This is a genomic window from Brevibacterium sp. K11IcPPYGO002, assembly GCF_050920635.1.
Classification (GTDB): Bacteria; Actinomycetota; Actinomycetes; order Actinomycetales; family Brevibacteriaceae; genus Brevibacterium.
This window is the reverse complement of record NZ_CP131929.1, coordinates 656,287-678,071: the sequence shown is the minus strand read 5'-3', so window position 1 is coordinate 678,071 and position 21,785 is coordinate 656,287. Positions and strand designations below refer to the sequence as shown.

At 54.0% G+C, this 21,785-nt stretch carries 13 protein-coding genes; 4 read left to right on the top strand and 9 right to left on the bottom strand.

Going from position 1 to position 21,785, the window contains the following annotated elements; translation table 11 throughout:
* Nucleotides 1-10 precede the first annotated feature (10 nt).
* Entirely contained in the window at nt 11-1,537 is a 1,527-nt protein-coding gene (locus QYM46_RS03025) for a glycosyltransferase (protein ID WP_432790805.1), read from the top strand.
* On the opposite strand, the gene QYM46_RS03020 is transcribed toward QYM46_RS03025, so the two are convergent.
* The 6 genes from QYM46_RS03020 to QYM46_RS02995 all read right to left on the bottom strand — a co-directional run bounded on the left by QYM46_RS03020 (nt 1,527) and on the right by QYM46_RS02995 (nt 12,333).
* On the bottom strand, nt 1,527-2,552 hold the full coding sequence (locus QYM46_RS03020) for a hypothetical protein (RefSeq protein WP_432790804.1): 1,026 nt from the start codon (nt 2,550-2,552) through the stop codon (nt 1,527-1,529). The genes QYM46_RS03025 and QYM46_RS03020 overlap by 11 nt on opposite strands.
* A gap of 88 nt (nt 2,553-2,640) precedes the next feature.
* The gene (locus tag QYM46_RS03015; RefSeq protein ID WP_432790803.1) at nt 2,641-3,822 is read right to left on the bottom strand and encodes a DUF6395 domain-containing protein; all 1,182 of its coding nucleotides are present in this window, start codon (nt 3,820-3,822) and stop codon (nt 2,641-2,643) included.
* A 276-nt stretch (nt 3,823-4,098) separates the two neighbouring features.
* Nucleotides 4,099-7,707 (bottom strand): glycosyltransferase family 2 protein, encoded by a 3,609-nt coding sequence (locus QYM46_RS03010; protein WP_432790802.1) that lies wholly within the window; start codon nt 7,705-7,707, stop codon nt 4,099-4,101.
* Entirely contained in the window at nt 7,704-9,080 is a 1,377-nt protein-coding gene (locus tag QYM46_RS03005; protein ID WP_432790801.1) for a class I SAM-dependent methyltransferase, read from the bottom strand. Before QYM46_RS03005 ends, QYM46_RS03010 begins: the two co-directional genes overlap by 4 nt.
* On the bottom strand, nt 9,077-9,550 hold the full coding sequence (locus tag QYM46_RS03000) for a hypothetical protein (protein WP_432790800.1): 474 nt from the start codon (nt 9,548-9,550) through the stop codon (nt 9,077-9,079). The genes QYM46_RS03005 and QYM46_RS03000 overlap by 4 nt, the downstream gene beginning before the upstream one ends.
* Nucleotides 9,551-10,020: 470 nt before the next feature.
* Nucleotides 10,021-12,333, bottom strand: coding sequence for a hypothetical protein (locus QYM46_RS02995; RefSeq protein ID WP_432790799.1), 2,313 nt, complete (start codon nt 12,331-12,333; stop codon nt 10,021-10,023).
* 228 nt (nt 12,334-12,561) lie between these two features.
* Here QYM46_RS02995 and QYM46_RS02990 point away from each other — a divergent pair, with 228 nt between their 5' ends.
* Nucleotides 12,562-14,325: a DUF6270 domain-containing protein gene (locus QYM46_RS02990; RefSeq protein ID WP_432790798.1), complete on the top strand. Its 1,764-nt coding sequence runs from the start codon at nt 12,562-12,564 to the stop codon at nt 14,323-14,325.
* On the opposite strand, the gene QYM46_RS02985 is transcribed toward QYM46_RS02990, so the two are convergent.
* Complete coding sequence (locus QYM46_RS02985; protein WP_432790797.1) at nt 14,317-15,162, bottom strand: hypothetical protein; 846 nt, start codon at nt 15,160-15,162, stop codon at nt 14,317-14,319. The two genes, QYM46_RS02990 and QYM46_RS02985, sit on opposite strands and share 9 nt — an antisense overlap.
* Before the next feature lie 637 nt (nt 15,163-15,799).
* Nucleotides 15,800-16,966: a nucleotide sugar dehydrogenase gene (locus QYM46_RS02980; RefSeq protein WP_432790796.1), complete on the bottom strand. Its 1,167-nt coding sequence runs from the start codon at nt 16,964-16,966 to the stop codon at nt 15,800-15,802.
* A gap of 388 nt (nt 16,967-17,354) precedes the next feature.
* On the opposite strand from QYM46_RS02980, the gene QYM46_RS02975 reads away from it, so the two are divergent.
* On the top strand, nt 17,355-19,094 hold the full coding sequence (locus tag QYM46_RS02975) for a glycosyltransferase family protein (RefSeq protein WP_432790795.1): 1,740 nt from the start codon (nt 17,355-17,357) through the stop codon (nt 19,092-19,094).
* Here the strand turns inward: QYM46_RS02975 and wecB are convergent.
* Entirely contained in the window at nt 19,082-20,197 is a 1,116-nt protein-coding gene (wecB, locus tag QYM46_RS02970) for a non-hydrolyzing UDP-N-acetylglucosamine 2-epimerase (RefSeq protein ID WP_432791708.1), read from the bottom strand. The genes QYM46_RS02975 and wecB overlap by 13 nt on opposite strands.
* 185 nt (nt 20,198-20,382) lie before the next feature.
* Here wecB and wecC point away from each other — a divergent pair, with 185 nt between their 5' ends.
* Nucleotides 20,383-21,648, top strand: coding sequence for a UDP-N-acetyl-D-mannosamine dehydrogenase (gene wecC, locus QYM46_RS02965; RefSeq protein ID WP_432790794.1), 1,266 nt, complete (start codon nt 20,383-20,385; stop codon nt 21,646-21,648).
* The last annotated feature ends 137 nt before the right edge of the window (nt 21,649-21,785 follow it).

Genomic DNA, 21,785 nt, shown 5'->3' with positions numbered 1-21,785 from the left:
GAGGTACTTAATGACTAACCGCCGAATACGTGCAGCTCTGTTCAGCGCGGGGACGGCCTTCGGCCTGCTGGGTTTGCTGTGGACCCTGGTCCCCCTCGCTAGGTACAATTTCTCTTGGATCACCACTGTTCTTATCAGTATTGGCTGGCTATTACTACTCGCACTGTTGATCAGCGACCGTCGAGGCCGCAGTGAGCGCGATCACCTTCGCATCGAACTGAAGACTCACGATGATCGCGGACTCAATCGCACGAACAGGATTCTGACAGCAATCGGAGATGAACGAGCTAAGGAATCGCGTCACGAGTATCACATGGAACGATCGCTCGAGCGAATCGAAGCGCGGCTCGGGCAACTGTCAACACGCTCAGGTTCAGCCCCACACGCTCTCAACGAAGAACACCTCGACATCCTCTTCGTCACGAGTAATGGGGCAGGACTTGGTCATATCACCCGGCTTAAATCAATAGCAAGGCATCTTGGGACTGACCTTACCAAAGAGTTCCTGACACTTTCTCGGGCCTATCGTTCACTAGCCGAGACCGGGGATACAATCCACTATTTTCCTTCCGTAGATGCGGCGGGCATCTCGCCGAAACTCTGGAATCGCGCCTTTGAGCGTCACTTTGCCGCATTGGTCGATGACAGACGCCCCAGAGTGGTGGTATTCGATGGAACGTGGGTCTACTACGGACTGACTAATGTATGTAGGGATCAGGCAATCCCGTTGGTTTGGGTTCAGCGGGGTAACTGGAAGAACGAAGTCAATCAAGCTTCCCCTCAAAGGCACAACGCAATTTCAGTCGTTGACGAAGTGATCATCCCGGGCGACTTCGCCATAGCCGAGCAGGTCGACGTCGGTCCGGAGATAGAGGCGGTGCGAACGGAGCCGATCACCTTGATGAAACGTTCTGACTTGCTCAAACGCCGTGAAGCGATCACAGAGCTCGGATTGGATCCCTCCAATAGATATGTACTGGTGAACGTGGGAGGTGGTTCACTGGGCGACCAGACCGATGTTCGAAAGACAGCATGTGAGGCCATCCACCAATTGGGAGAATCGTGGCAGGCTGTCGTCGTCAAGTCGCCCCTAACCTCCGGTGAAACAGCGCAATCCATTGGTGCCGTGGAGATTTCCGCGTATCCGGTAGCACAGTATTTTATGGCGTTTGAGTTCGTAGTGGCGGCAGCCGGGTATAACTCAGTTCAGGAGACAATCTCTCTTGGTATTCCGAGCGTTATCGTACCGAACTCTCGCTCCATAACTGATGACCAGGTCGCTCGTGCCCAAGGCGCAGCTGAGGCAGGATGGGCAATATCGGCAACAACTGCAGCTGGAATCCGAGACGCGATCGCGCGAATGGCCGACGACGCTCAACGAGCCAAAGTGGTGGACAGCCTTTGTGCCGTCGAAGAAACCAACGGAGCAGAGTCAGCCGCGCAAGCGCTTGAATCTATCGTTCGGCAGTCTCGATGGACCACCAAGATCGACAGAATAGGCACGACGAAGTCCGCCGCGAAGGCAGTTACCGACTGATTGCTGAAAGTTTTCCTCGATGCCACTCCTCAGCAATCGCGAGATGCTCGTTGAACTGATCCGGGCTCAAAGGCCCATGCTTTCCTTTGTCGAACAGCACTAGCTTGAATCTTTCAGTATCGATATCTCGATCCACTTCAGCCACTCCGAAAACACTCGCGAATGGTTTCAAATGGTTTTCAATATGAAACTTGTCCCATCTGTGCTGAGCATAGTAAACATAGTTTGACACTCCACCTACTTCGTAATTAAATGGAACTGACAGGCGTTCGCCGTAGGTTTCAAGCGCCGCATTAGAGTCGAAGCCATCGAAGCCGGCTTGCAGGAGTCGACTCACCTGAGGTTCGTGATAATTCGTGACGATTGTCTGCGGATCGGTAACGAAAGCCAAGGAACCCGGGAATTTTTGCGACGCGCGCAATGAAGCAAAACCTCCGCCAGAGCTACCGACGAAGACAAGCTGAGAGGGTTCAGCGACTTCGACGAGGCGTTGAACTAATTCAACAATCCAGTCCATTGGGTCCAGACCATCGTGCCCGGCATACCAGGCCAGCTTCAAACCCAAGTCGAGTTGGATGCTCGGATCGGCTATTGAACAGAATGATAAACTCTCCGAGCGCAACGAACGAACGCGCTCAAAGCGTGGGAACCAAGTTCCATTGACCATCGCACCGTGGAACACGACATGTAGTGGCTCACCATGCTTGAGGCTGCTGAAAGCGTAGAACTTCATGCCGAGTTTCTTAGGGTGATGAAGAACTGTGTCATTCTCTAAGATCTGGTCGTCAATCGATGCGAATGATCCCCTGGTATCGAAGATTTGAGCCGAAAACGACGCGCCCAATTTCCGTAAATCAGCATCCGGACGCGGCCGCGCTGGCGACGAAATGTCTTCTAACGCCTTGAGCCTCACGGACAACTCACGGACCTGATCTTCGGCTCTTTCCAAGCGCGCCACAAGGTCGGCAGTTAGTGGATGCGATCCGGGGTCTATATAGCGCTCATAATGAGGCATGAATTCAGTCCAATCTAAACAAACGTCTTGCTGCTAACTCGAAGCCGCGTAAAAGCGACAAACGATTCGGCTGGAAACCTCGAAACTGTTATTCGCTCACCATTGCCAGTCTCTGCACAGTGCTGTCCACAGCCGCAATGTAATCTGGCGATTCCAAAATCGCACTTACGTTCCATGACTGAACAAGCGAAATGTCCGATGAGTTAGGTTCACCAAGCCACTCAACCACGCGATCAATCACACTGCCTTTAATTGAGACTGGCACATATGCCTGAATGTTCGGCAAAAACGGCCTTTCAAGGAAGCCCAACCCATCAAATTGATCACAATATACTTTCGCTCTCGCTCCAAGAGCTTCCATGACGCCTCCGGCATGGGGGATTCTTGACAAAGCCCAAGCCAGTCCAATCTCATGGTGGATCGGCGATTGGACAATCCTTCTACGAATCTCCTGAGAACGGAAGAACGCAGAGACTTGATCGCTCGAAAACTCATCTCCACTTAATGCGGCCTCGGTAATAGACTTCCGAAAACACTTGAAACACCGACCACAAGGCTTCCCGGGCTCACCTCTCACACAGCTCTGAGCCTTTAGAAACTGTCCGTGTTCGCGAACCAATTTCGAAGTTAGAACCTCGCTCAAACCAGAAACCGGCAACGACATCTCGATTCCGGCTACTTCAAAAATCGGCGCCCACCGAGAGTAGATTGTTCGATCGCTCAGATCCGAGTATTTGTACTTACCCAGGCCACCAGCTGATTCTAGAACCGTGCCAAACGAGATCGATCCAATCTCCAAAGCATCTGCGTTCAGCACCAGCGGCAAAGAATTTGACCAATCAACTGGAAAGCCTATTGGCTGTCTGATCACCTCGACGTTGGACCGCAGAGAGACCGCGGCACGCCCGCTAGTGGCTACGGCATTGAGACTGTCGAGAGCGGCAGCCTCCTTGTACATAGATTTTGGCAGGTCATCAAGATGAGATCTCCGCATAAAGACTGACACTGTCTGTCTTGGCAAAAGCAGTAGTGCAGCACAAGAATCGATACCTCCAGAAAATGCGAGCCCGGGCAAACTACCCGCGCTTCGGCGGGCGCTATGCCCTTCGACTCCATCGTCCGAAATGACATCAATGCCGAAACGTTCTTTTACGACGCGGCACATCTCGTAGCTTGGAAGATTGGGAACGTTCAGTCGCCTGATTCTGGTCTGACCGCATACCAGCAAAGCCGCCACAGTCAGTAGATCTGGATGGATGTGATCCGACATGCCCAAGGAGCCGCCTGATACCAGCTCTGTCACTACTGGGGTCGAGAGAAGGCGATCATACTGCGCACTCCCTGCACGTGCGGATATGTCGTCACCGCTTTCAAGCTCAAACCTTAGCCAACACGACTCAAACGGTTGCTGCTCAATTGAGTAAGTAATCTTCATTCTTGCCTACATGCCTTTCTGGCTGCGTTCGCCGTCCCAGGGTTCCAAACTCAGCACCGAGTCGAACACAAATAATACCTGCGAGTGGCGACTAGCTCTTCCGGCCACACTTCAGCTAGTTAAATCTCCGAGCTCAGTACCAGTAACCTTCGGGGACACAGACTGGCTGAGGCCAAGCCTCTCGACCAAACTACGCGGAAGCTTACTAGCTACTCCCTGCAGCGTCAGACGATCGGCGTAAATCTGAAGTATGGACTCATCATGGCCCTCACCGAGAATGAGCTTCTCCAACGTCTCGAGGTCGGAAGGGGACCGAGCACCCGCCACCGATTCCAAACCGTCTACTTGTATATCGCAATCATGAAAATGCTGAGCAAGTGCAATCGCCGGCAAAGACCCGCGCCCTGAACCTCTTATCAAGATTTCTTTACAGTCGAGCAGTGTAATCAGCTCCCGCACTTTCATGGCCCAGCGGGGAATCAAGTTGTCATTTGCAGTACCAAATAACCATCCGAAACTCAAATCGACCGATTTAACGTAGGTCGTGTCGACAATTGTCAAGTGATGACTGGGAAATACACTATCGACTCGCGCTTCACGAACGAAACCAAACCGGTCAACGACGCGATCATTGGAAATACTAACAACCAGCCGATCAGTTTTACCGCGCACGAAGCTTGCAGCTAAGGGAACTTCCTCGTTCAGAGAAAGATCTGGCAATAGCGCTAGACGATTTACTCGCTTCCGGGGCAACGCTAATGAGGTAACATCGCGACAGTCTTGAATGTCATCAGTAATCCATCGCGCCCCTTTTGAACGAGGCTTAGGCTGAAGAGGAGTTGATTTAGAACGGTCTTCAAGTGTGCTGGGAACGATCGATGAGAGCCCTGTCCACAAGCGCTCCAAAATATCCGTCTTCGTCGACTCGCGCCTGACTACTTTCCCCAAATTTCTTGCACGCACGGAAGTCGCGATTAGTGGTCGCAGGTAGGGCGGGTTTGCGGCAGGACCGCTCCCAGACTCATTCATATAGCTAAGCGGGGAAGGTGTTGTTCGGCCCGAATTGACGACACTGTACTCAACAAAGTGGCTGTCTAGGAACTTTGCTAGCCGGCCGCCACCATGCAGTATAGAGATGTTGAGTTGCCCAACCGAGCCACGAAGCAGTCCCAACCAAACTGCAGAGTCGAAATCATCGTCTAACACGAGCTCAGGTACCAGTGAAGGCATCAAAGCGTACTCATGAGCGACCACCTGTTGAAGCTCGTCCAGTGCCGATCCATCGTATCTCAAAGCCACGTCGATCGGATTCCAGTACATCGCCCCATTCGAATCTCGCACCAGCTCGTCCTGGTTTGAGCTTTCGGGGCCACTCTCAAACGTCGCGCATGCAGCAGAAACTTCAACAGCTGAACCGAGAAAGTCTACCTCAATGTCACGCGCGGTTGCCCTTAGTGCTAGGCCACGGGCGTCGCAACGAATAACCACGCAATCACCCGATACGTCAGCGTATTCGCAATCAAACTCCTCAGCCGATTGCATCCACGACCCGAGCAATCGACGAGAAACTTGTTCGAGAGAGACATTAAGGCCGAATTGAGGTCCAGGCCAGCCAACTACAGCGCACCACGCTCCCGAGCTAGCTGAAGCAACTGCAATTGGAGCACGCGCTCCCCGCGTGTCCATCTTGAAACTGGGTCGTCCAGACAATTCCGACGAATCCGCAAGGTAAAGCTTCCATGCATGTCGAATCGGCGCATCCGTGGAAAATTCACCCGAGTATTCGATAGAGACAAACTGGCTCCCAGAGGTACTACTGGTAAGCGCAGGCTGCTTCGCACCCCCGATCGCATCTATAAGATCGCGCAAGGCGCCATTCCTTTGATCGATCCACGTAGGTCGCTGGCCAAACAATCGAACGCAATTGAACGCAACCGTTGCTTCATCGTATTGCTTCTCGCCTGCGCTGTCGGGAACACGCAAAAGATACAACTCCCCAACTTCCCACTCTGTCGCGCCCCATGGAATATGTTGCAACAGAGATGGGTCCGAAACAAGCAAAGTATCAATTGATCGACGTTCGCCAAACACCACGGGTTCGACGTGACCGTCGACAAATAGCGCAGAGACGTCATCATCCAACTTATCAGTTGCATACTCGCTGAAACGCATTCCAACCGCGTGTGCAAGCCCGATCCTCTTGGTTTTGGCAGCCATTCCGGCAACTGCGTCAACGATCTGCGAAGTCATTTCAGCACAAGATCGCAGATCCGCGACGAGAACCGCTTCCAGGTTTATAGCGTCGCCTAGAGGAAGACGTGGTTTGAAACTCGACGGCACAAACGAATCAATGTATTCGTGAAGGGGTCTGTAGAAACTTTCCGCTTCAGCGCAACGTTTATGAACCAGCCCAAATCCCTGGGAGTAGATAAGGCGATTCGGATGGCGAAACCCTGGAGCAAATTCGTTACGACTCAAGGAACCAGATGTCAGGCGCACGATCGCCAGCGGCTCATCTCCAACTATGGGAGTCTTAGATTGATACGCTGCTTCCATGCGCAACCGATACTCTGAATCGCCACCTTTGCGCGTGTAATGAAAGTATCCGATCCGGCGTACTGCCTCGGCCCTAAACATTAAAGACGACTCATTGCGACGGAGCACTTTCGGATAACCAATTTGAACCGGATTTAAGTAGTCATCAGTTCGAACGCAAGAAGACTGTGTCGCTACGAGAAGTGGATCATCCAACATTGGTCTAATTTGCCGCTCAAGTCTTTCCGGATGAGACCAGTCGTCACTATCCTGGAAAGTAATGAATTCGCCACGAGCGAGCGTAATTGCGCGGTTACGTATGAGATATGTTCCACCGTTGACGCGTTGCCTCACGACACGAATCCTAGGATCCATTTCCGCAAGTCGTTGGTAAATTCCCTGGTATTCCAGACCGGAATCATCGTCGATAATTAAAAGCTCAAGAGACCTCCAGGTCTGATTTAGTATTGAATGCACGGCGCCGAGAATGGTGTCGTCCCGCCGATATGTAGACATCACTACTGTAACGACAGGCCCATGCAAACACTTTTTCGGCGCAGACCACAGCTGGTCAAATGGAAAGGGCCCCAAACTTGGTTTTAGTTCGACGGGATGCAGATCCGAGCTCGGACTAAGAAATTCGTTGAAGAGCTTCAGCCACTGCGTGGCTGGAATGGCTTCCTCGTTAGCGTCATCGAAAAAGGGGCTATGGATCCCCAAACGGTACTGACGCATCCGCCATGCGTTCGGCTCCATATTTTTAAGCGCCCAGGCCGCTTTTCGACACCGACGCTTAACGATTAGCGACTCGATCAGTATCCGCCTGTATTTCGAATCAAGTTTAGGAAACTGGGGCAAATCATCTACGGCCTGCAGAATATCGATTCCCTGGTCGATTGAAATCGAACGACCAGACAAACAGAGAACCCGCGCTAAACTTTGGAGAATTTCAAATGAATACGATGAGTACAGTCTAATCGCACGGGGATCGCTTGCTATTGCCCTTCGTGCGATCCTCGCGACTTCGCTCGCATCAACATTGGCGCCGCCGTCCAGCAGCGCTGCTAAGATATCCGGGCCCAGTTCGGAGCGTTGGATCAATAATGACCCCTCGCGCTTGGGTGCGTTCAACTTCCGTAAGACCTGAGCGGATTCACGAAGAGCCAGACGAGCGCCAGTCGTCACGGTTTCTCCTTATTTGATCGCAACAAGTGCGACTGAACTGGCGTCGATGAATTCTGCAGATGGAGGTCAGGGTAGTCCTCAAGCCAGGTTCGAACCATCTGTCGCTCAGACTGCCGGTTTACGTCGTCTGCAAAAATGCGGGCACCTTCGGCCAGGCGGTCGCCCAACAAGCTCATCGCCCCACCTCGTAGCTCGCCCAAGGCTTGTGGCGGCCCATCAACAACTAACAGATCAATACGGCTAACCCCTCGTAGCTCCCGAATGTCGTACCACTCGATCTCGCGGTCATCGACCTTGTGCTCAACTATTGGTGCGTGAATCACTGTAGCGTATTCCGAAAGGTCATTTTCGATTAGCAATTCCCTCGTAGAGTTAGCAAAGTCAAGATCGTGCTCGAGAGCGTAAATGTGTCCTGAGCCTGCAGCCTGAACGGCCATGGCCATCCACAGAGTTGAAGTTCCGCTTCCACACTCGATTATGATACCGGGATGATGACGATTGATCGCATTTGTTATATCCAGCATTCCGGTTGGGGTAAGAGCCCAGCCACCCAGTAAAGGAACTCGCCCGGATGGCTGATAAAGCTTCACCAGTTTCTCGAGAGCTTCAATTTCTTTTGGTATTTGATAAGAGAGGTAATAGAGATACTTTGAATGGTCAATCTGCTCACCCTGGCCAACCGAAACTGCTTGGCTCGTTGGACCTACTTGTTTCAGCGCAACCAGTTGCCGCGAAATATTAGCGATGTCCTTTCGAGTGCGCACCATTTCTAACTGCACTTCGTCGACCATGTAGTCAATCCTGGCAGTGAATTTACCTTCAAGAAGCTCCAATAGTCCAAATGTTTCAACTTGACGTCTAACACTTCGATTTAGTTGCTGCTTGGTACGAGCGACTAGCAGTTTGGTTTCATTCAGATTGTCCGAGAAGTGTTCAATGGAAGTCCGGTTCTCAGCTTCCAATTCATAAGCTGCGAGTATTGACTTTTCGATCTTGTCAACTCTCTGAAGTACAGTTTCAAGTTGAGTGCACTTCTGATCTATCCCACGGATTCCGGAATCGATTTCATTAATTTGATCGCTCATCTCTTTTAACATATTCTCTGAAGCGAGCTGTCGTTGTTGGCCTTGTTCAATCTGCGACGAGCTGTTCTTTCGCTCAGCACGCAAATGGCGCAGTTCAGTCCGTATCTCGCGCAATGACTGCGAGGCGGCGCGCATTTTACTGACCGACCAAATGGCAACAATTCCTAGTGACAATATGGCGGCTAGAATGCTGAATTGCCAAGAGTCTGCGACTATTCCAACGATCACTCCCAGAAACAATATGCTGTACGCCGCTACAATTGAGAGCATTCCCTTGGTACCTCTCATCGCGTTGAATCTCGCTTCTGGTGTTCTGAGGTCACTTCGCTTTCGGGCCCTTCAACTATGCTCCGGAGCTCTTCAACCGTGTCAGCTAGCGCCGATTCAGTCCGTATCGTGTTAGCGGAGATTGTCCTCAGCAGCTGGTCGAAATGCATCTGAGGAACTGTCAACGATCGGGACGCAAGAGTCAGATCTTCGAATGCTCGGTGAACTTCCTTCGGCACTTTGATGGCACCGCCGGCCGGATACTTGTTGACGACAGCTTGTATGGTTGCGAGTGACGTCGCTCCACGCGCGTTCTGTTTCTGAATACCAGCCAGCCTCTGTTTCACCGTCTGCAGAGTTCTAATTTGTATATAACCGACACCCAATATGACGGTTAAGATACCGACTGTTGCCACGATAACGGCCCAAACAGCTCCGAAGGCCAGGCCCGCGACAGCGGTCAGAATCGCAGTGCCTGCAGCAACTGCCATGAGAATGTGTCGAACAAACTTCACTTTGAACCTATCTCTCGTAAACCCATCGCGGTATGGTATGCCCAGGTTCGGAACTCACCATCCTGTGTGCCTGATATACCTCGATCATCTCGTAAAATCGACGCTCTTTGTAATCCTCATAAGTCGACGGTGAGTCGAGTAGTTCCCATGTGGACTCTGGAATTACTGTCTCATATATGAATCCAGCTTTGATCAGACCACTCGGCTCGAGAGCTGAAATCAGAAATATGGGTTTGATATAGGGGTATCTGAGTTGCACAAAGGCGAATTGGTCGACAAGTTCATTGACCTCTTCGTCGGTATGTTTCGTTGCTTCGACTGCGATCCTCAACGATGTCTTCACTGCGTTCGGAGGAAGGTAGATACCCGATGGCATCTCCTGGAGTGCTGCCGCAGCTGGAACTGAGTTAACCGAGTTGGTTGTCGAAATTGAAGTCACGGTGGTCCTAGCTCGGAACTGATGTAGAAGTGGGCGAGAAAGGAACAGCTTTCGACGAGTCGAAATCTTCACTGTTCTCAGAAGAATCTTCCAGCCCCGGAGTTGGCATCTCACCGCGAACGAGTCGCTCAATGATTATGGCCGCGTCGTTCGCGCCGTTCCGTGGAAACGCTTCCACCGCCGCAGCTCTCATACGGTCCCTGACCCGCGGATTCATTATCGAACTTATTGCGTTCTCGAAGTCAATACCATCAACAGTCTTCGCACTGGCGCCAAAACCCGCTATTGGGGCGAACGATGCTCGGCGATTCTGATCGTCCAACGTCTCGGTAGCACGGGCGACGAACACAGTCGGTACGGCAAGATGCACAAGCTCATGGTACGAGTTGTAGCCCGACGTCGAAATCGCGGCGTCGAATGCATTTGCATACTCCGCAATCGGATAAACCGGCTTCATCACGATGTCTCCGACGCCTTCCAGGGCAGACGCATGTAGCGCATGGCGAGGAGCAAAGATCGTTAGTTTTTCGCCCGAAGAGGCACTCGTCCGCAGCAAGTCTTGAATTCTGGTCATCAAATCGACAAGCTGCTCGGTCGTGTCTGCAGACAGATTCAACAGGATGGCAGTGCCGTCATCTGGAAGGCCAAGTTCCTCTCGAGCCGCCGACCGAGAAAGCAACTCATCGCGTTGAACCAACGTAATTGGGGGAACGTAAAGGGTTCCCTCCCATTGCCTCGTGGTGAAGCCCATATCAACTGCAGCGGCAAGATCCATCGGCTCAAGCACATAGTCAAATGCATCAGCCATTCGGAGACCAGCTGGCTTTCTCTGCTGCCGCCACAGACCTCGTCTCGACCATACAAAAGTCACATCGGGATACTCACGACGAATCTGCCTAATCACCTCCGGTGGGTTCACATGATCGACGACGACGACAGAGGGCTTAGCTCTATCCAACATCAGTCTCATGCGGGTGTCGAGAATCTTTTCCCAGGCCGGCTTTTGCTTGGCTGCAAACTTCATCTTCTTCGCGGAGGGGAAATACTCGACGGGAAACCCTTGCTCGTGAACAAGATGATACGCCTCAGACATCGTCAGGAAGATCGGCTGAACCTCCGATCCTAGACGTTTAGCATAAGCCATCAAGCGAGTTACATGACCGAGTCCGTGCCCGTTGTCCGTATAGAAAAGTACTTTTGGCTTTCCACTGACGGATTCACTGAGCTTAGGCACGTGAACCTGCGTAGGCACGTTCTTCTTGCGAGGTGGTCCAATCAGATCATTAAGCCTATTGACATGCGACCGGTAGCTGAACCGCTCGTCAAGGGCATTGTGCGCGGTCTCGCGACGTTCGCGGAGAAATTCAGGATCTTCTGCCAGGCGGTACGCAGCCTCTTTAACCTCAGCGGCGGGCAAATACATCGCAGCATCCGAGAAAATAGCTTCGAAGTACGGCGGCAGCATGGCGATTGCTCCTGTGGCAATTGCCTCGAGCACAGCTCTACCGAATGCCTCGTGCATCGCTGGATGGTGGTAATAGGGGTAGATGTCAATCTTGCGAAGGAACTCAAGCGGCGAAAGAGCACCGAATTTGTATACAGTCCAGTTCTTCGGCACGCGCCCCAGCACTGACCGCGGAGTTTTCGCTCCTCCCATGATCGACACTTTGAATGTCCGCAGGGCGGGATAGGCGTCGAAGATCTCACGTTTGCTGATCGGCCACTTTCCCGGAGCATCCCTCGAATGCCGACCGATTCGAATTGGCCGTGGCAGCTGTCGGGGTCGTTCAACATGCCAGTCATCAAGATTGATGATGTTGGACCAGGTAATCGGTAAAAGATCGAGCTTGGGATGCCTAGCCAACATGTTCCTGCGAACGATGGACGACAGCGGAACCCAGGACCACTGATGACCGAATAGTTCTTCTGCCTGAGCCGCCACCTCATGCGGATCATAGAGAAGAGAAGAGACCGCAGGATCTGTGTTGAAAGCGTTTGCGACGAGTAGCCATTTCTGAGCCCGAACCCGAGGTTTGAATGGTTGCCTGACCCCGAACATCGAAGGCCCACGGGCAATCACCAAGCCTGCCTCGATCTGCTGATCCGGACGATACAGTCGAAGCAATCCGCTCTCAATGAGTCTGACGATACTTTCATCCAGGGGGCGTGCGCCGCCGCGTGCCGGCCCCGACAAAGACAGCAATCCTGTTGTATAACCTGCGGCAGAATGCGCCAGAATCTCCTGCGCCAGCGACTTGTTGCCGCCCCCTACTAGTCGCGCATCTGTCACGACCAAAATGTCGACGTAGTTGCTGGTCATTGCTCTCAATTCTCGGCGGGGACGGACGTCATGTTGGTGAGCATTCGCTACAACAGATCATTCCGTCTCCAGTAGACACTTCATTCCATGCTCACAGTCGAGAGTTTATTCCATCATGCGGTTCTCTGTGTCAGCAGCCACTATAGCTGGCGTTGCAAGCCAAAGGGAGTCTCCAGGTTAAGATGAGCGGACTTCCCTTCTCGCAACGACAGAACGGACTGCAACTCGATGCAAAGCACGACGCCCGCAACTCCGGACAAGACGTTCTACTGGCAAGGTTTGGAAGAGTTCCTTGCAGTCGATGCCTTACCGGACGGCATCCATCGCCTGCGTCTATCGACCAGCAATGGAACTGCTTTGACACTGGATCTGAGGATCCACCTCGATCAGGGAGCACCAATGACGGTGCACTTCTACGGAGCACAACAGTTCCCGAGAAAGAACACTGATCCCATTTTCGGTGCTCTTCCCACATCGCGGGATCTCGGCTCATCATACGTACTCATCCATGATCCGACCCTCAGCCTCAGCGTCGACATTGGACTGGCCTGGTACGAGGGATACAAGGGTTTCGCAGCTGCCCCCACCATCCGGACTGTCCTCTGTCACCTCGCCGAGATATCGAACGCACCACGCACCGTGCTGTGGGGAGGTTCGGCAGGCGGCTACGCTGTTCTGCGTCACGTCGGCACCATCCCGAACGCCGTCGGATTCGTCTGGAACCCTCAGACAGCGATCACGCGGTATCAACCCGCGCCCGTCCGCCGCTATGCGAACTTGGCGTTCGACTCTGATGACCTAGCCAGAGGCGCTGCAAGTACGCCAGGCATCACCGTTGATTTGACCACTCTCCCGCAAATGCCTTGGTCAAAGTCGTCAATAGTTTATCTTCAAGAAGCTGACGATCGTCATGTCAGCCGACACCTCGCATATCTGCTCGCTGACCAGTTTCCAGAAGTGTCGAGAGAGGTAGTCCGGCGCGACACATTGTTCGGCCTGATAACGCCCAACTTCTATCTACACCAATCCCTTTGGGAACCTGGTCATACTCGACCGCCAAAATCGGCGATGAATGCTTTCCTGCGCAGACTTCTCGATATGTCGCTCGACCTACCTGAAATCCTTTCGACCCTTCAGCAGACCTCGCATGATCTCATCCGAGCCAGCAAGTCGTCTTTCCGGGGGCCAGTAAGATTCGAGCTCGATGCGCCCGTGAAGCCAGTTTCCTCAAGAATCCGGACAGTGCAATGGGGAAGCCGTTTCGGTCGTGAGGTGACAGCACAAATGACCGATACTGCACCAGCGCTGGTGACCCGGAGCATTCTCGGTCAAAGCATCATTACAGCCTTCAGCGTGCGCAAGAGTCCGATACCGAAGACCGCACTCGATCTCGCTGCCACAGCCAATAGCGAACAACGCCAATATCTCTTGCGAGATCGGCGAGCTTCCGCCAAGGCCGAATTCGATGGGGACAGCGACGTCGAAGTTGTAGTCCTCGATCTCTTCGAGGAAGTACGCGGAACTGTAAATGCAGGAAACGGATTCATCGTCACGAACCATGGGTTCCTCCGCCGATCCGATGGAAGTGACCTCACCGAACATGAGTTCGGGAGCAAACGACATCGCACATTGTGGAAGAGTCGTCTTGAGAGATTAAACGCGATTTCCATCGAGAATGGAGTGGACCTCGTTCTCCTGCATGCAGATGCCGAAAGACTGACAATCCAAGATTGGGAGTGGCTCGGCATTCCGGAACCCACCGTGGAAGTGCTTGACCGCTGGTCCGCCATGATGGACGAAGTTAGGGAGCAATTGCCGGCTGCAACTTGGATAGACGCCGAGGTCGATGCCCCCCTCCACGATGTCGCAACAATCACCGGTGAGAAGCTGGCTCACGTGTTAACCGAGCTCAAGTCTCTCGGCCGGAACGGTAAAAAGTCTGACCCGGAAGATTCGACGGGCTTCGAACACCAGTCAACTGACTCATTCTAGTCGGACGGGCCATTGCTCGGGGTTAACCGGATGTTCGAGGAGGGTGCTATCGATCATTTCGATCATCCGATAGAAAACTGAACCGTTCTCACGACCTTCGTCGCTGATACCCAGCATCGAATCAAAAATGTTCCTGACGTTCAGCGGAATGAACGCTTCGGCATAGAAGTCACGCTCATTCATCGCTGCTCCGTGCCATGCGCCCATACGATGCTCCCAATAGAAAAGATCATACGGATCGATCTTCCTCGAGGCGGAAACGAAGTCTGTTTCGTCCATGTACTCAGCAAATATCGTCGAGACGACTGCGAACCACTCACGTCGCCCAGCATTCTCGACCCTCGCGCGGACCTTTCGGCCCATCTTTAACCAATAAAGTTCCGCCATCGCCTCGGGTGTGACTGGAGGGGCAGCGCCATTACGAATCAACGGAGTGAAGTACCGACGCGCGATCTCCAAGAGATTCCCGGTCACCGCTACGGAGGTCTGTCCGGGAAAATATGTCATAAGGTTTTCAACGACCGAAAAGTGATGTCGCAAATAGCTCGCCTCTGACAGTCGCGATGCAAGCCGACTGCTAGGTCGTGACGCAGGTACCACCGAATGAGGTAGGCTCCTTGAACCAGCCAAATCAACTGCGAAGGCTCGATCTAAGGCGGTTCGCCAATCCGAGCCGTAAGTGTATGCCTCGAAGGCGACACCACTTTGCAACAGGAGCGCGAGCATGAGCCGAGAATCGAGTCCTGAAGTCAGCGCAAGTCGAACGGGCCGTTCTGCGGCAATCTGAGATATCCCGGCAACGGCCCGCTCGATCGTCGTCGAAGCCACCTCGTCCACGGTCCGAATCTGGGGGACAGAATGCGGCCAGAATCGCTCAATTCGACCGGTCTGAAGATCTAAGAGGCAGTTCGGCGGTAGGAGTCTTACTTCAGGGAACGGAGTTCGGAAACCGGGAAATCCGAAATGGAACGCCAAGGGATCCGTAGCATTCCCAGAACCGATTACTTCAGCGACCGGTCGGGCATGTGACCCGACAACTCCCCCTGACACGCAGTAGTACACCGATCTCATACCTGTCGCGTCAGTGGCAATCTTCAGTTGACCCGAGCGCCCGAAGATGACGGCATATCGACCGACTAGGTCTCCCAGAGCCCGTAGAAACCGTTCCTCGCCAACAATCAGTTCTGAGAGCAGATACTTCGCTGGATCAGGCTGCTGATCTGGTTCGGCAATTGCACACGACCCGATGATGACGATGACGCGATCTGCATCAGCGACATGCCTGATCTCGGTCCATGGGTGGACCCACAGCCCTCCGATTGCTTCACACCTGTCAAACGACTCCGGGACTCCCGTAGCCGAATCGGTCAGAACGAATCCCCGCGGATACCGGAGGACATCAATGTCGCCCATACCTCCTAGTGTAGGGGAGCTGCGCAACTATTTCCCGAAGATGCAAGTCAATTCGCGGAGTTCAGTCACGTCCGAAGATATCTCGCGTATAGACTCTGTCCAACACTGGGCGTAGTTCGTCGGTTACTCTGTTGGAGACGATGACACTGGAACGGCGTTTGAATTCTTCTAAGTCGCTAACCACCTCCGAGTGAAAAAACTCCTCCTCAGTAAGGTTCGGCTCGTAGACGATCACTTCGACACCTTTGGCCTTGATCCGCTTCATCACTCCCTGCACAGACGAAGACCGGAAGTTGTCTGAACCTGATTTCATCGCCAGCCGATAGATACCGACAGTCGTCGGGTTCAGTTTCAGAATATCTTCGGCTACGAAGTCCTTGCGTGTGCTGTTAGCCTGCACAACGGCGGCGATGATGTTTTGCGGGACATCCACGTAGTTGGCCAGGAGTTGCTTTGTGTCTTTGGGCAAGCAGTATCCTCCATACCCGAAAGACGGATTGTTGTAGTGCCCGCCGATTCGCGGATCCAGGCTGACACCTTCGATGATTTGCCGCGTATTGAGGCCATGTGTCGCGGCATAAGTGTCCAACTCGTTGAAGTAGGCGACTCTCAGAGCCAAATAGGTATTCGCGAAGAGCTTGATCGCTTCGGCCTCGGTCGGATTTGTCAAGAGGACCGGAGCAACATCGTCGACAGCACTCTCCACGAGCAACCGCGCAAATTTTGCCGCCATGTCAGTGGTGTCGCCGACGATGATCCTCGACGGGTGGAGATTGTCATAGAGCGCCTTTCCCTCCCTCAAGAACTCAGGTGAAAAGATAATTGCTTTCGTACCATGTGTCTCGCGCAGCTGCTGAGTGAAACCGACGGGGACCGTCGACTTGACGATGATCACCGAATTCGGCGCACAGCATCGCACCGCAGAAACCACCGACTCAACAGACGACGTGTCGAACTTACCGGATTCCGAATCATAATCTGTTGGTGTCGCAACTATCACATAGTCCGAACCGGAAGCGTTGCTTTCTAGATCCGTTGTCGCATGCAGATTCAATCGCCCTTCAGCGAGATGCTGCTGTATCTCCGCATCTTCGAGTGGTGATCGACCAGCGTTAATCTCAGCGACCTTGGTTGCGTTGATATCGACTGCGACGACTTCGTTATGTCGTGCGAGGAGAACAGCATTCGACAGGCCAACGTAGCCAGTGCCGACAACAGTGATCTTCATTCATAGTCCTGACAGTAGGTGTGGGCGCCTCGACAGACGGAGGGGACAGAGACTGGATTGCATTTACCGTCTTTGATTTTAGCCCCTGAGGTGCCCACGGCCTCCCCCAACCGTGGCGACTTGGAGCCACCGGCCGCTGTAACATGGTAGTGAGCATTGCAGGTCTGCCGCGTCGACGCGCAAGGCGGTTTACCTCAAACTCCCGATAGAGCGCGCCACGGAAGAGGTACAAAAGTTGCCCGCATCACGTTTACGGACTCTGAGGACGGCGATGTGGCATCTGCGGAATGGAGGACCCTCCCAGTTACAGAAATGGCGACGGCGACGCCGAATGTCTCAGGTAGCGCCGTCAGCGCCTCGCTCAATCACTTCGGCGAATTTGGCGCACTTGAATCTTGAGGACATCTTCCCGGCTCAAGTTAACACCACTCGCCCAGCCGTCTTCGCCGACGTCAATGTCGGCGTCATCCTCGATGAGTTTACAATGGCGAGCTTCGGATATGAATGGCAAACCGTCGCCTTAAGCAGGCACTCATGGCGAGACCAGTTGGACGATCTCGATTTCGTATTCCTCGAGTCTGCATGGAATGGCAACTCGGGTGAGTGGAAGTATCAATTGACGGGAGATTCGGGCCCGAAGGCAGACATCACGGACCTGTTGGAATACTGTCGCCAACGCGGAATACCTACTGTATTCTGGAACAAGGAAGATCCACCACATTATGAAGACTTCCTCCCAATAGCGCGCCTCTGCGACGTCGTGTTCACGAGCGATTCTAGGCTTGTGGATCAGTATCGGGTCGAGCTCGGCCACGACAAAGTCGCCTCATTGCCTTTTGCAGCACAACCAGCCATCCATTCCCCTGCACGTCCGGCTCAGAACTTCGCAGTTCGGGACGTCGCGTTCGCAGGAATGTACTTCGCACACAAGTTCCCCGAACGGCGGGAGCAGATGGATATGCTCCTGGGGGCAGCTGCCGATGCGTCGGGGCGGATGGAGTATGGTCTCGAGATTTTCTCACGTTTCCTCGGCGAGGATGAGCGATACCAGTTTCCGGGCGAGCTCGCCGAACACGTCATCGGTTCCCTCCCCTACCGCAATCTGCTCACTGCCTACAAGTACTACAAGGTGTTCCTCAATGTGAACTCTGTCGTCGATTCGCCAAGCATGTGCGCGCGGAGAATCTTCGAGATCATTGCAGCCGGGACGCCTGTCGTAACTACTCCCAGTGCCGCGACAAGTGAATTCTTCCCGCGAGACGAGCTGCCCCAGCCCGAGAGCAGAAACGATGCTGAACTCGTTCTGCGCGCATTCGTTCGGAGCCGGGAACTTCGTGAGCGGGCTGTCCACAAAGCTCAGCGACGAATCTGGCGCGAACACACCTACAGTCAGCGGGCAATGACTGTGATGGACAGCCTCAACATCGCCTACGAAAATCCGTTTCCACAATCCATTTCCACCGTGGTTTCGACTAATCGTCCGGACCATCTCAATAATGTCATCGCAACTCATGCCAAGCAGCTTCACGATGATCGCCAATTGGTGCTCGTCACTCATGGGTTCGAAGTTCCGGCTGACTTCGCGGGCCGCGCGAAGGATGCCGGAATCGACAATTTCGTGGTCGTTCACGTCCCTGAAGACCGAAGCCTCGGCGAGTGCCTGAACGCCGGAGTCGCTGCAAGCAGCGGAGATGTGATTGCCAAAATGGACGACGATGACATCTATGGCGAGCACTACCTCTCAGACCAATTGGCTGCACTGAGGTACTCGAATGCCGACCTTGTAGGAAAACAAGCCCACTACCTTCACCTGCGCGGGCGCAATATCGTCATGTGCAGATTCCCTGAACGCGAGCACAGATTCACAGACTTGGTCATGGGACCGACGCTGATCGGCAGTCGCGACATTTTCGAACAGTTCCCCTTCGCTCACCGCACCCTCGGCGAAGACACGGATTTCCAGCGCCGCCTCGTCGAGGCAGACGCCAGCATCTACTCGGCGGATCGATTCAATTTCGTTCAGGTCCGCGGGGATCACGCACACACGTGGTCAGTCGACGACGATCTGCTTCTCGCAAATAGCAACGTCCATTCATACGGGTTCGCCGCCGACCATTACTGTTTCTGAGCGACGGAGAGCAGGTCGTTCATAATGACGACGCTTCTCCCTGCTGAGTAACCGTCACCGTAGGGGTTCGCAGCGTTTGCCATCTCTCGGTAGGCTTTCTTGTCGTCAAGCAGGCGAGATACTTCTGCGATGATCCTCTCCACGTCCGTGCCAATGAGCTTCACAGTACCGGCTTCGACGGCCTCGGGCCGTTCCGTATTCTCCCGCAGGACAAGTACTGGCTTCCCCAGGCTCGGCGCTTCTTCCTGAATGCCGCCCGAGTCAGTGAGCACGATGTCGGAGTTCGCAATGAGATGCGAGAACTCACCATATTCCACCGGCTCTATGAACACGACGTTGTCAAGATCTTCGATCTGCGGAGCAATCGATGCCCGAACCTGCGGGTTCTTGTGGGCGGGCCACACGATGAGGAGATCCGGATATCTAAGCGCCAGGTGACGCATCGCTCTGCCGATGTTGACCATATTCTCACCCAGGTTCTCACGGCGGTGGGTTGTGACCAGCAGGACTCGGCGCTCGTCCTTCTCTAGATCGGCAAGCCCTGGGATCGAATTCTTCGACGGTCTTTCGACAGCCCAATGAAGAGCATCGATGACAGTGTTGCCGATGACGTGGATGTTCTCGTCGGGAACACCGTCGGCCAGCAAGTTCGATCGCGAGACCATCGTCGGAGCAAGGTGGACACGGGCGATCTGAGAGACGATTTTTCGATTGGCCTCTTCGGGGAACGGTGAGTTGATGTCGCCACTGCGCAGTCCGGCTTCGAGGTGAACGACTGGGATCTCCCTGTTGAACGCAGCGATCGCAGCGCCCATCACGGTCGTCGTGTCCCCCTGGACGAGGACGGCATCGGGCCGGTGCTCTTCGAGGACCGTGTCGATCTTGGAGATGACGTTGCCGGCAATCGCGTTGAGCGTCTGGCCGTGAGCCATGAGGTTGAGATCGACATCGGGGACGATGTCGAATACTTCATTCACCTGATCAAGCATTTCCCGATGTTGAGCAGTAACAACAACGATCGGCCTGAGCTTCGTGTCTCTCTCAAGCGCCTTGATCACGGGGGCGACCTTGATAGCCTCAGGTCGGGTTCCGTAGATCACCATAACTGAGGGGTTTGAGATCTTACTGACGATGCTCAAAAAGGCTCCTACTCGAAAGCGGCGTGACCAAGCAAATCTAACACTGGTGCACCTGAAGTCCGCAGTTCCGACAGTCAGACTCATTTCCTCTATTCGAAAAAACTCATTACCATCTCACATGTCGTCATAAAATGTTTGGAGTCTCAGTAATGCCCCCCAGTCTTGCTGGCCAGCGCCCGTCAGTAGCCGTCATCGGACTCGGGTATATCGGGTTGCCGACCGCTGCGGTACTGGCAAGCTCGGGGGCTGACGTAATCGGTGTCGACATCAACTCCACCGCGGTGGAGACAATCAACGCCGGTCAGGTTCCGTTCATCGAACCCGACATGGCGACCACCGTGGCCGGCGTCGTCTCTCAGGGATATCTGCGAGCCACAACCGAGACCCCGCACGCGGACAACTACATCGTCGCTGTGCCGACACCATTCAAGGACCGGCATGAACCGGACTTGTCCTACATCGAGAATGCAGGCAAACAGATCGCTCCCCTGCTCGACGGCAATGAGCTCATCATCCTCGAATCGACTTCGCCTCCTGGAGCAACAGAGTTCCTGGCCGAGACGATCATGAAGGAACGCCCTGATCTCACCCTCAAGCCCGGCAGCGCACAGACCGTCTACTTCGCTCACTGTCCCGAACGCGTCCTACCGGGTCGGATCATGATCGAGCTGCGGACGAACAACCGCATCGTCGGCACGCTCAACGGCAATGCCGGTGAACGGGCCCGCGACCTCTACCAGCTGTTCTGTGAGGGCGAATTCCTCATGACCGATGCGCGCACGGCCGAGCTGTCCAAGCTGACCGAGAACGCCTACCGCGACGTCAACATCGCCTTCGCCAATGAACTGTCGATGATCGCCGATGGTCTCGATATCAACGTCTGGGAACTCATCGAACTGGCTAACCACCACCCACGTGTCAACATTCTGCAGCCGGGCCCCGGTGTCGGTGGCCATTGCATTGCCGTGGACCCGTGGTTCATCGTCGCCACTGCGCCAGAGCAGTCATCGCTCATCAAGACTGCCCGTGAAGTGAACGACTCCAAGCCCGGATTCGTCTTGGACAAGCTCATCCCTCAGGCGAAGCGCATCAACGAAGTGAAGATCGCAACGCTCGGATTGGCGTTTAAGCCGAATATCGATGACCTGCGTGAGAGCCCAGCTCGTCAGATCGTCAACCGTCTTGCCGAAGAGCTGCCTGAGGCGACGATTCTCGCCGTCGAGCCGAACATCGACGAACTCCCGGCAGAATTGGAGTCCCGTGACAACGTGACCCTGTCCGAGACAAAGACTGCAATCGACCAAGCCGATATCGTGCTGCTGCTCGTCGACCACAATGAGTTCATCCGCATCGACCGCGCTCTGCTCACACAGAAGATCGTCCACGACACCCGGGGCGTGTGGGGGCAAGGATAGACCACCGCCACTTCTCGTTCGGCCCGCTTCGCAGATACTTCTGGAAGCGGGTCGAATCCGTTTCGGCCCATTGACATGGGATGAATCACGGGCCCGCGAAGGTCGTCACGCATATGTCGTCCCGCGTGCCGGCATCC

What these genes read in the sequence shown, in the direction of transcription:
- QYM46_RS03020 (WP_432790804.1), bottom strand. Translation starts at nt 2,552, where the DNA reads ATGCCTCATTATGAGCGCTATATAGACCCCGGATCGCATCCACTAACT.
- QYM46_RS03005 (WP_432790801.1), bottom strand. Translation starts at nt 9,080, where the DNA reads ATGAGAGGTACCAAGGGAATGCTCTCAATTGTAGCGGCGTACAGCATA.
- QYM46_RS03000 (WP_432790800.1), bottom strand. Translation starts at nt 9,550, where the DNA reads ATGGCAGTTGCTGCAGGCACTGCGATTCTGACCGCTGTCGCGGGCCTG.
- wecC (WP_432790794.1), top strand. Translation starts at nt 20,383, where the DNA reads ATGCCCCCCAGTCTTGCTGGCCAGCGCCCGTCAGTAGCCGTCATCGGA.
- QYM46_RS02995 (WP_432790799.1), bottom strand. Translation starts at nt 12,333, where the DNA reads ATGACCAGCAACTACGTCGACATTTTGGTCGTGACAGATGCGCGACTA.
- QYM46_RS02990 (WP_432790798.1), top strand. Translation starts at nt 12,562, where the DNA reads ATGCAAAGCACGACGCCCGCAACTCCGGACAAGACGTTCTACTGGCAA.
- QYM46_RS03025 (WP_432790805.1), top strand. Translation starts at nt 11, where the DNA reads ATGACTAACCGCCGAATACGTGCAGCTCTGTTCAGCGCGGGGACGGCC.
- wecB (WP_432791708.1), bottom strand. Translation starts at nt 20,197, where the DNA reads ATGGTGATCTACGGAACCCGACCTGAGGCTATCAAGGTCGCCCCCGTG.
- QYM46_RS02980 (WP_432790796.1), bottom strand. Translation starts at nt 16,966, where the DNA reads ATGAAGATCACTGTTGTCGGCACTGGCTACGTTGGCCTGTCGAATGCT.
- QYM46_RS03015 (WP_432790803.1), bottom strand. Translation starts at nt 3,822, where the DNA reads ATGTCGGATCACATCCATCCAGATCTACTGACTGTGGCGGCTTTGCTG.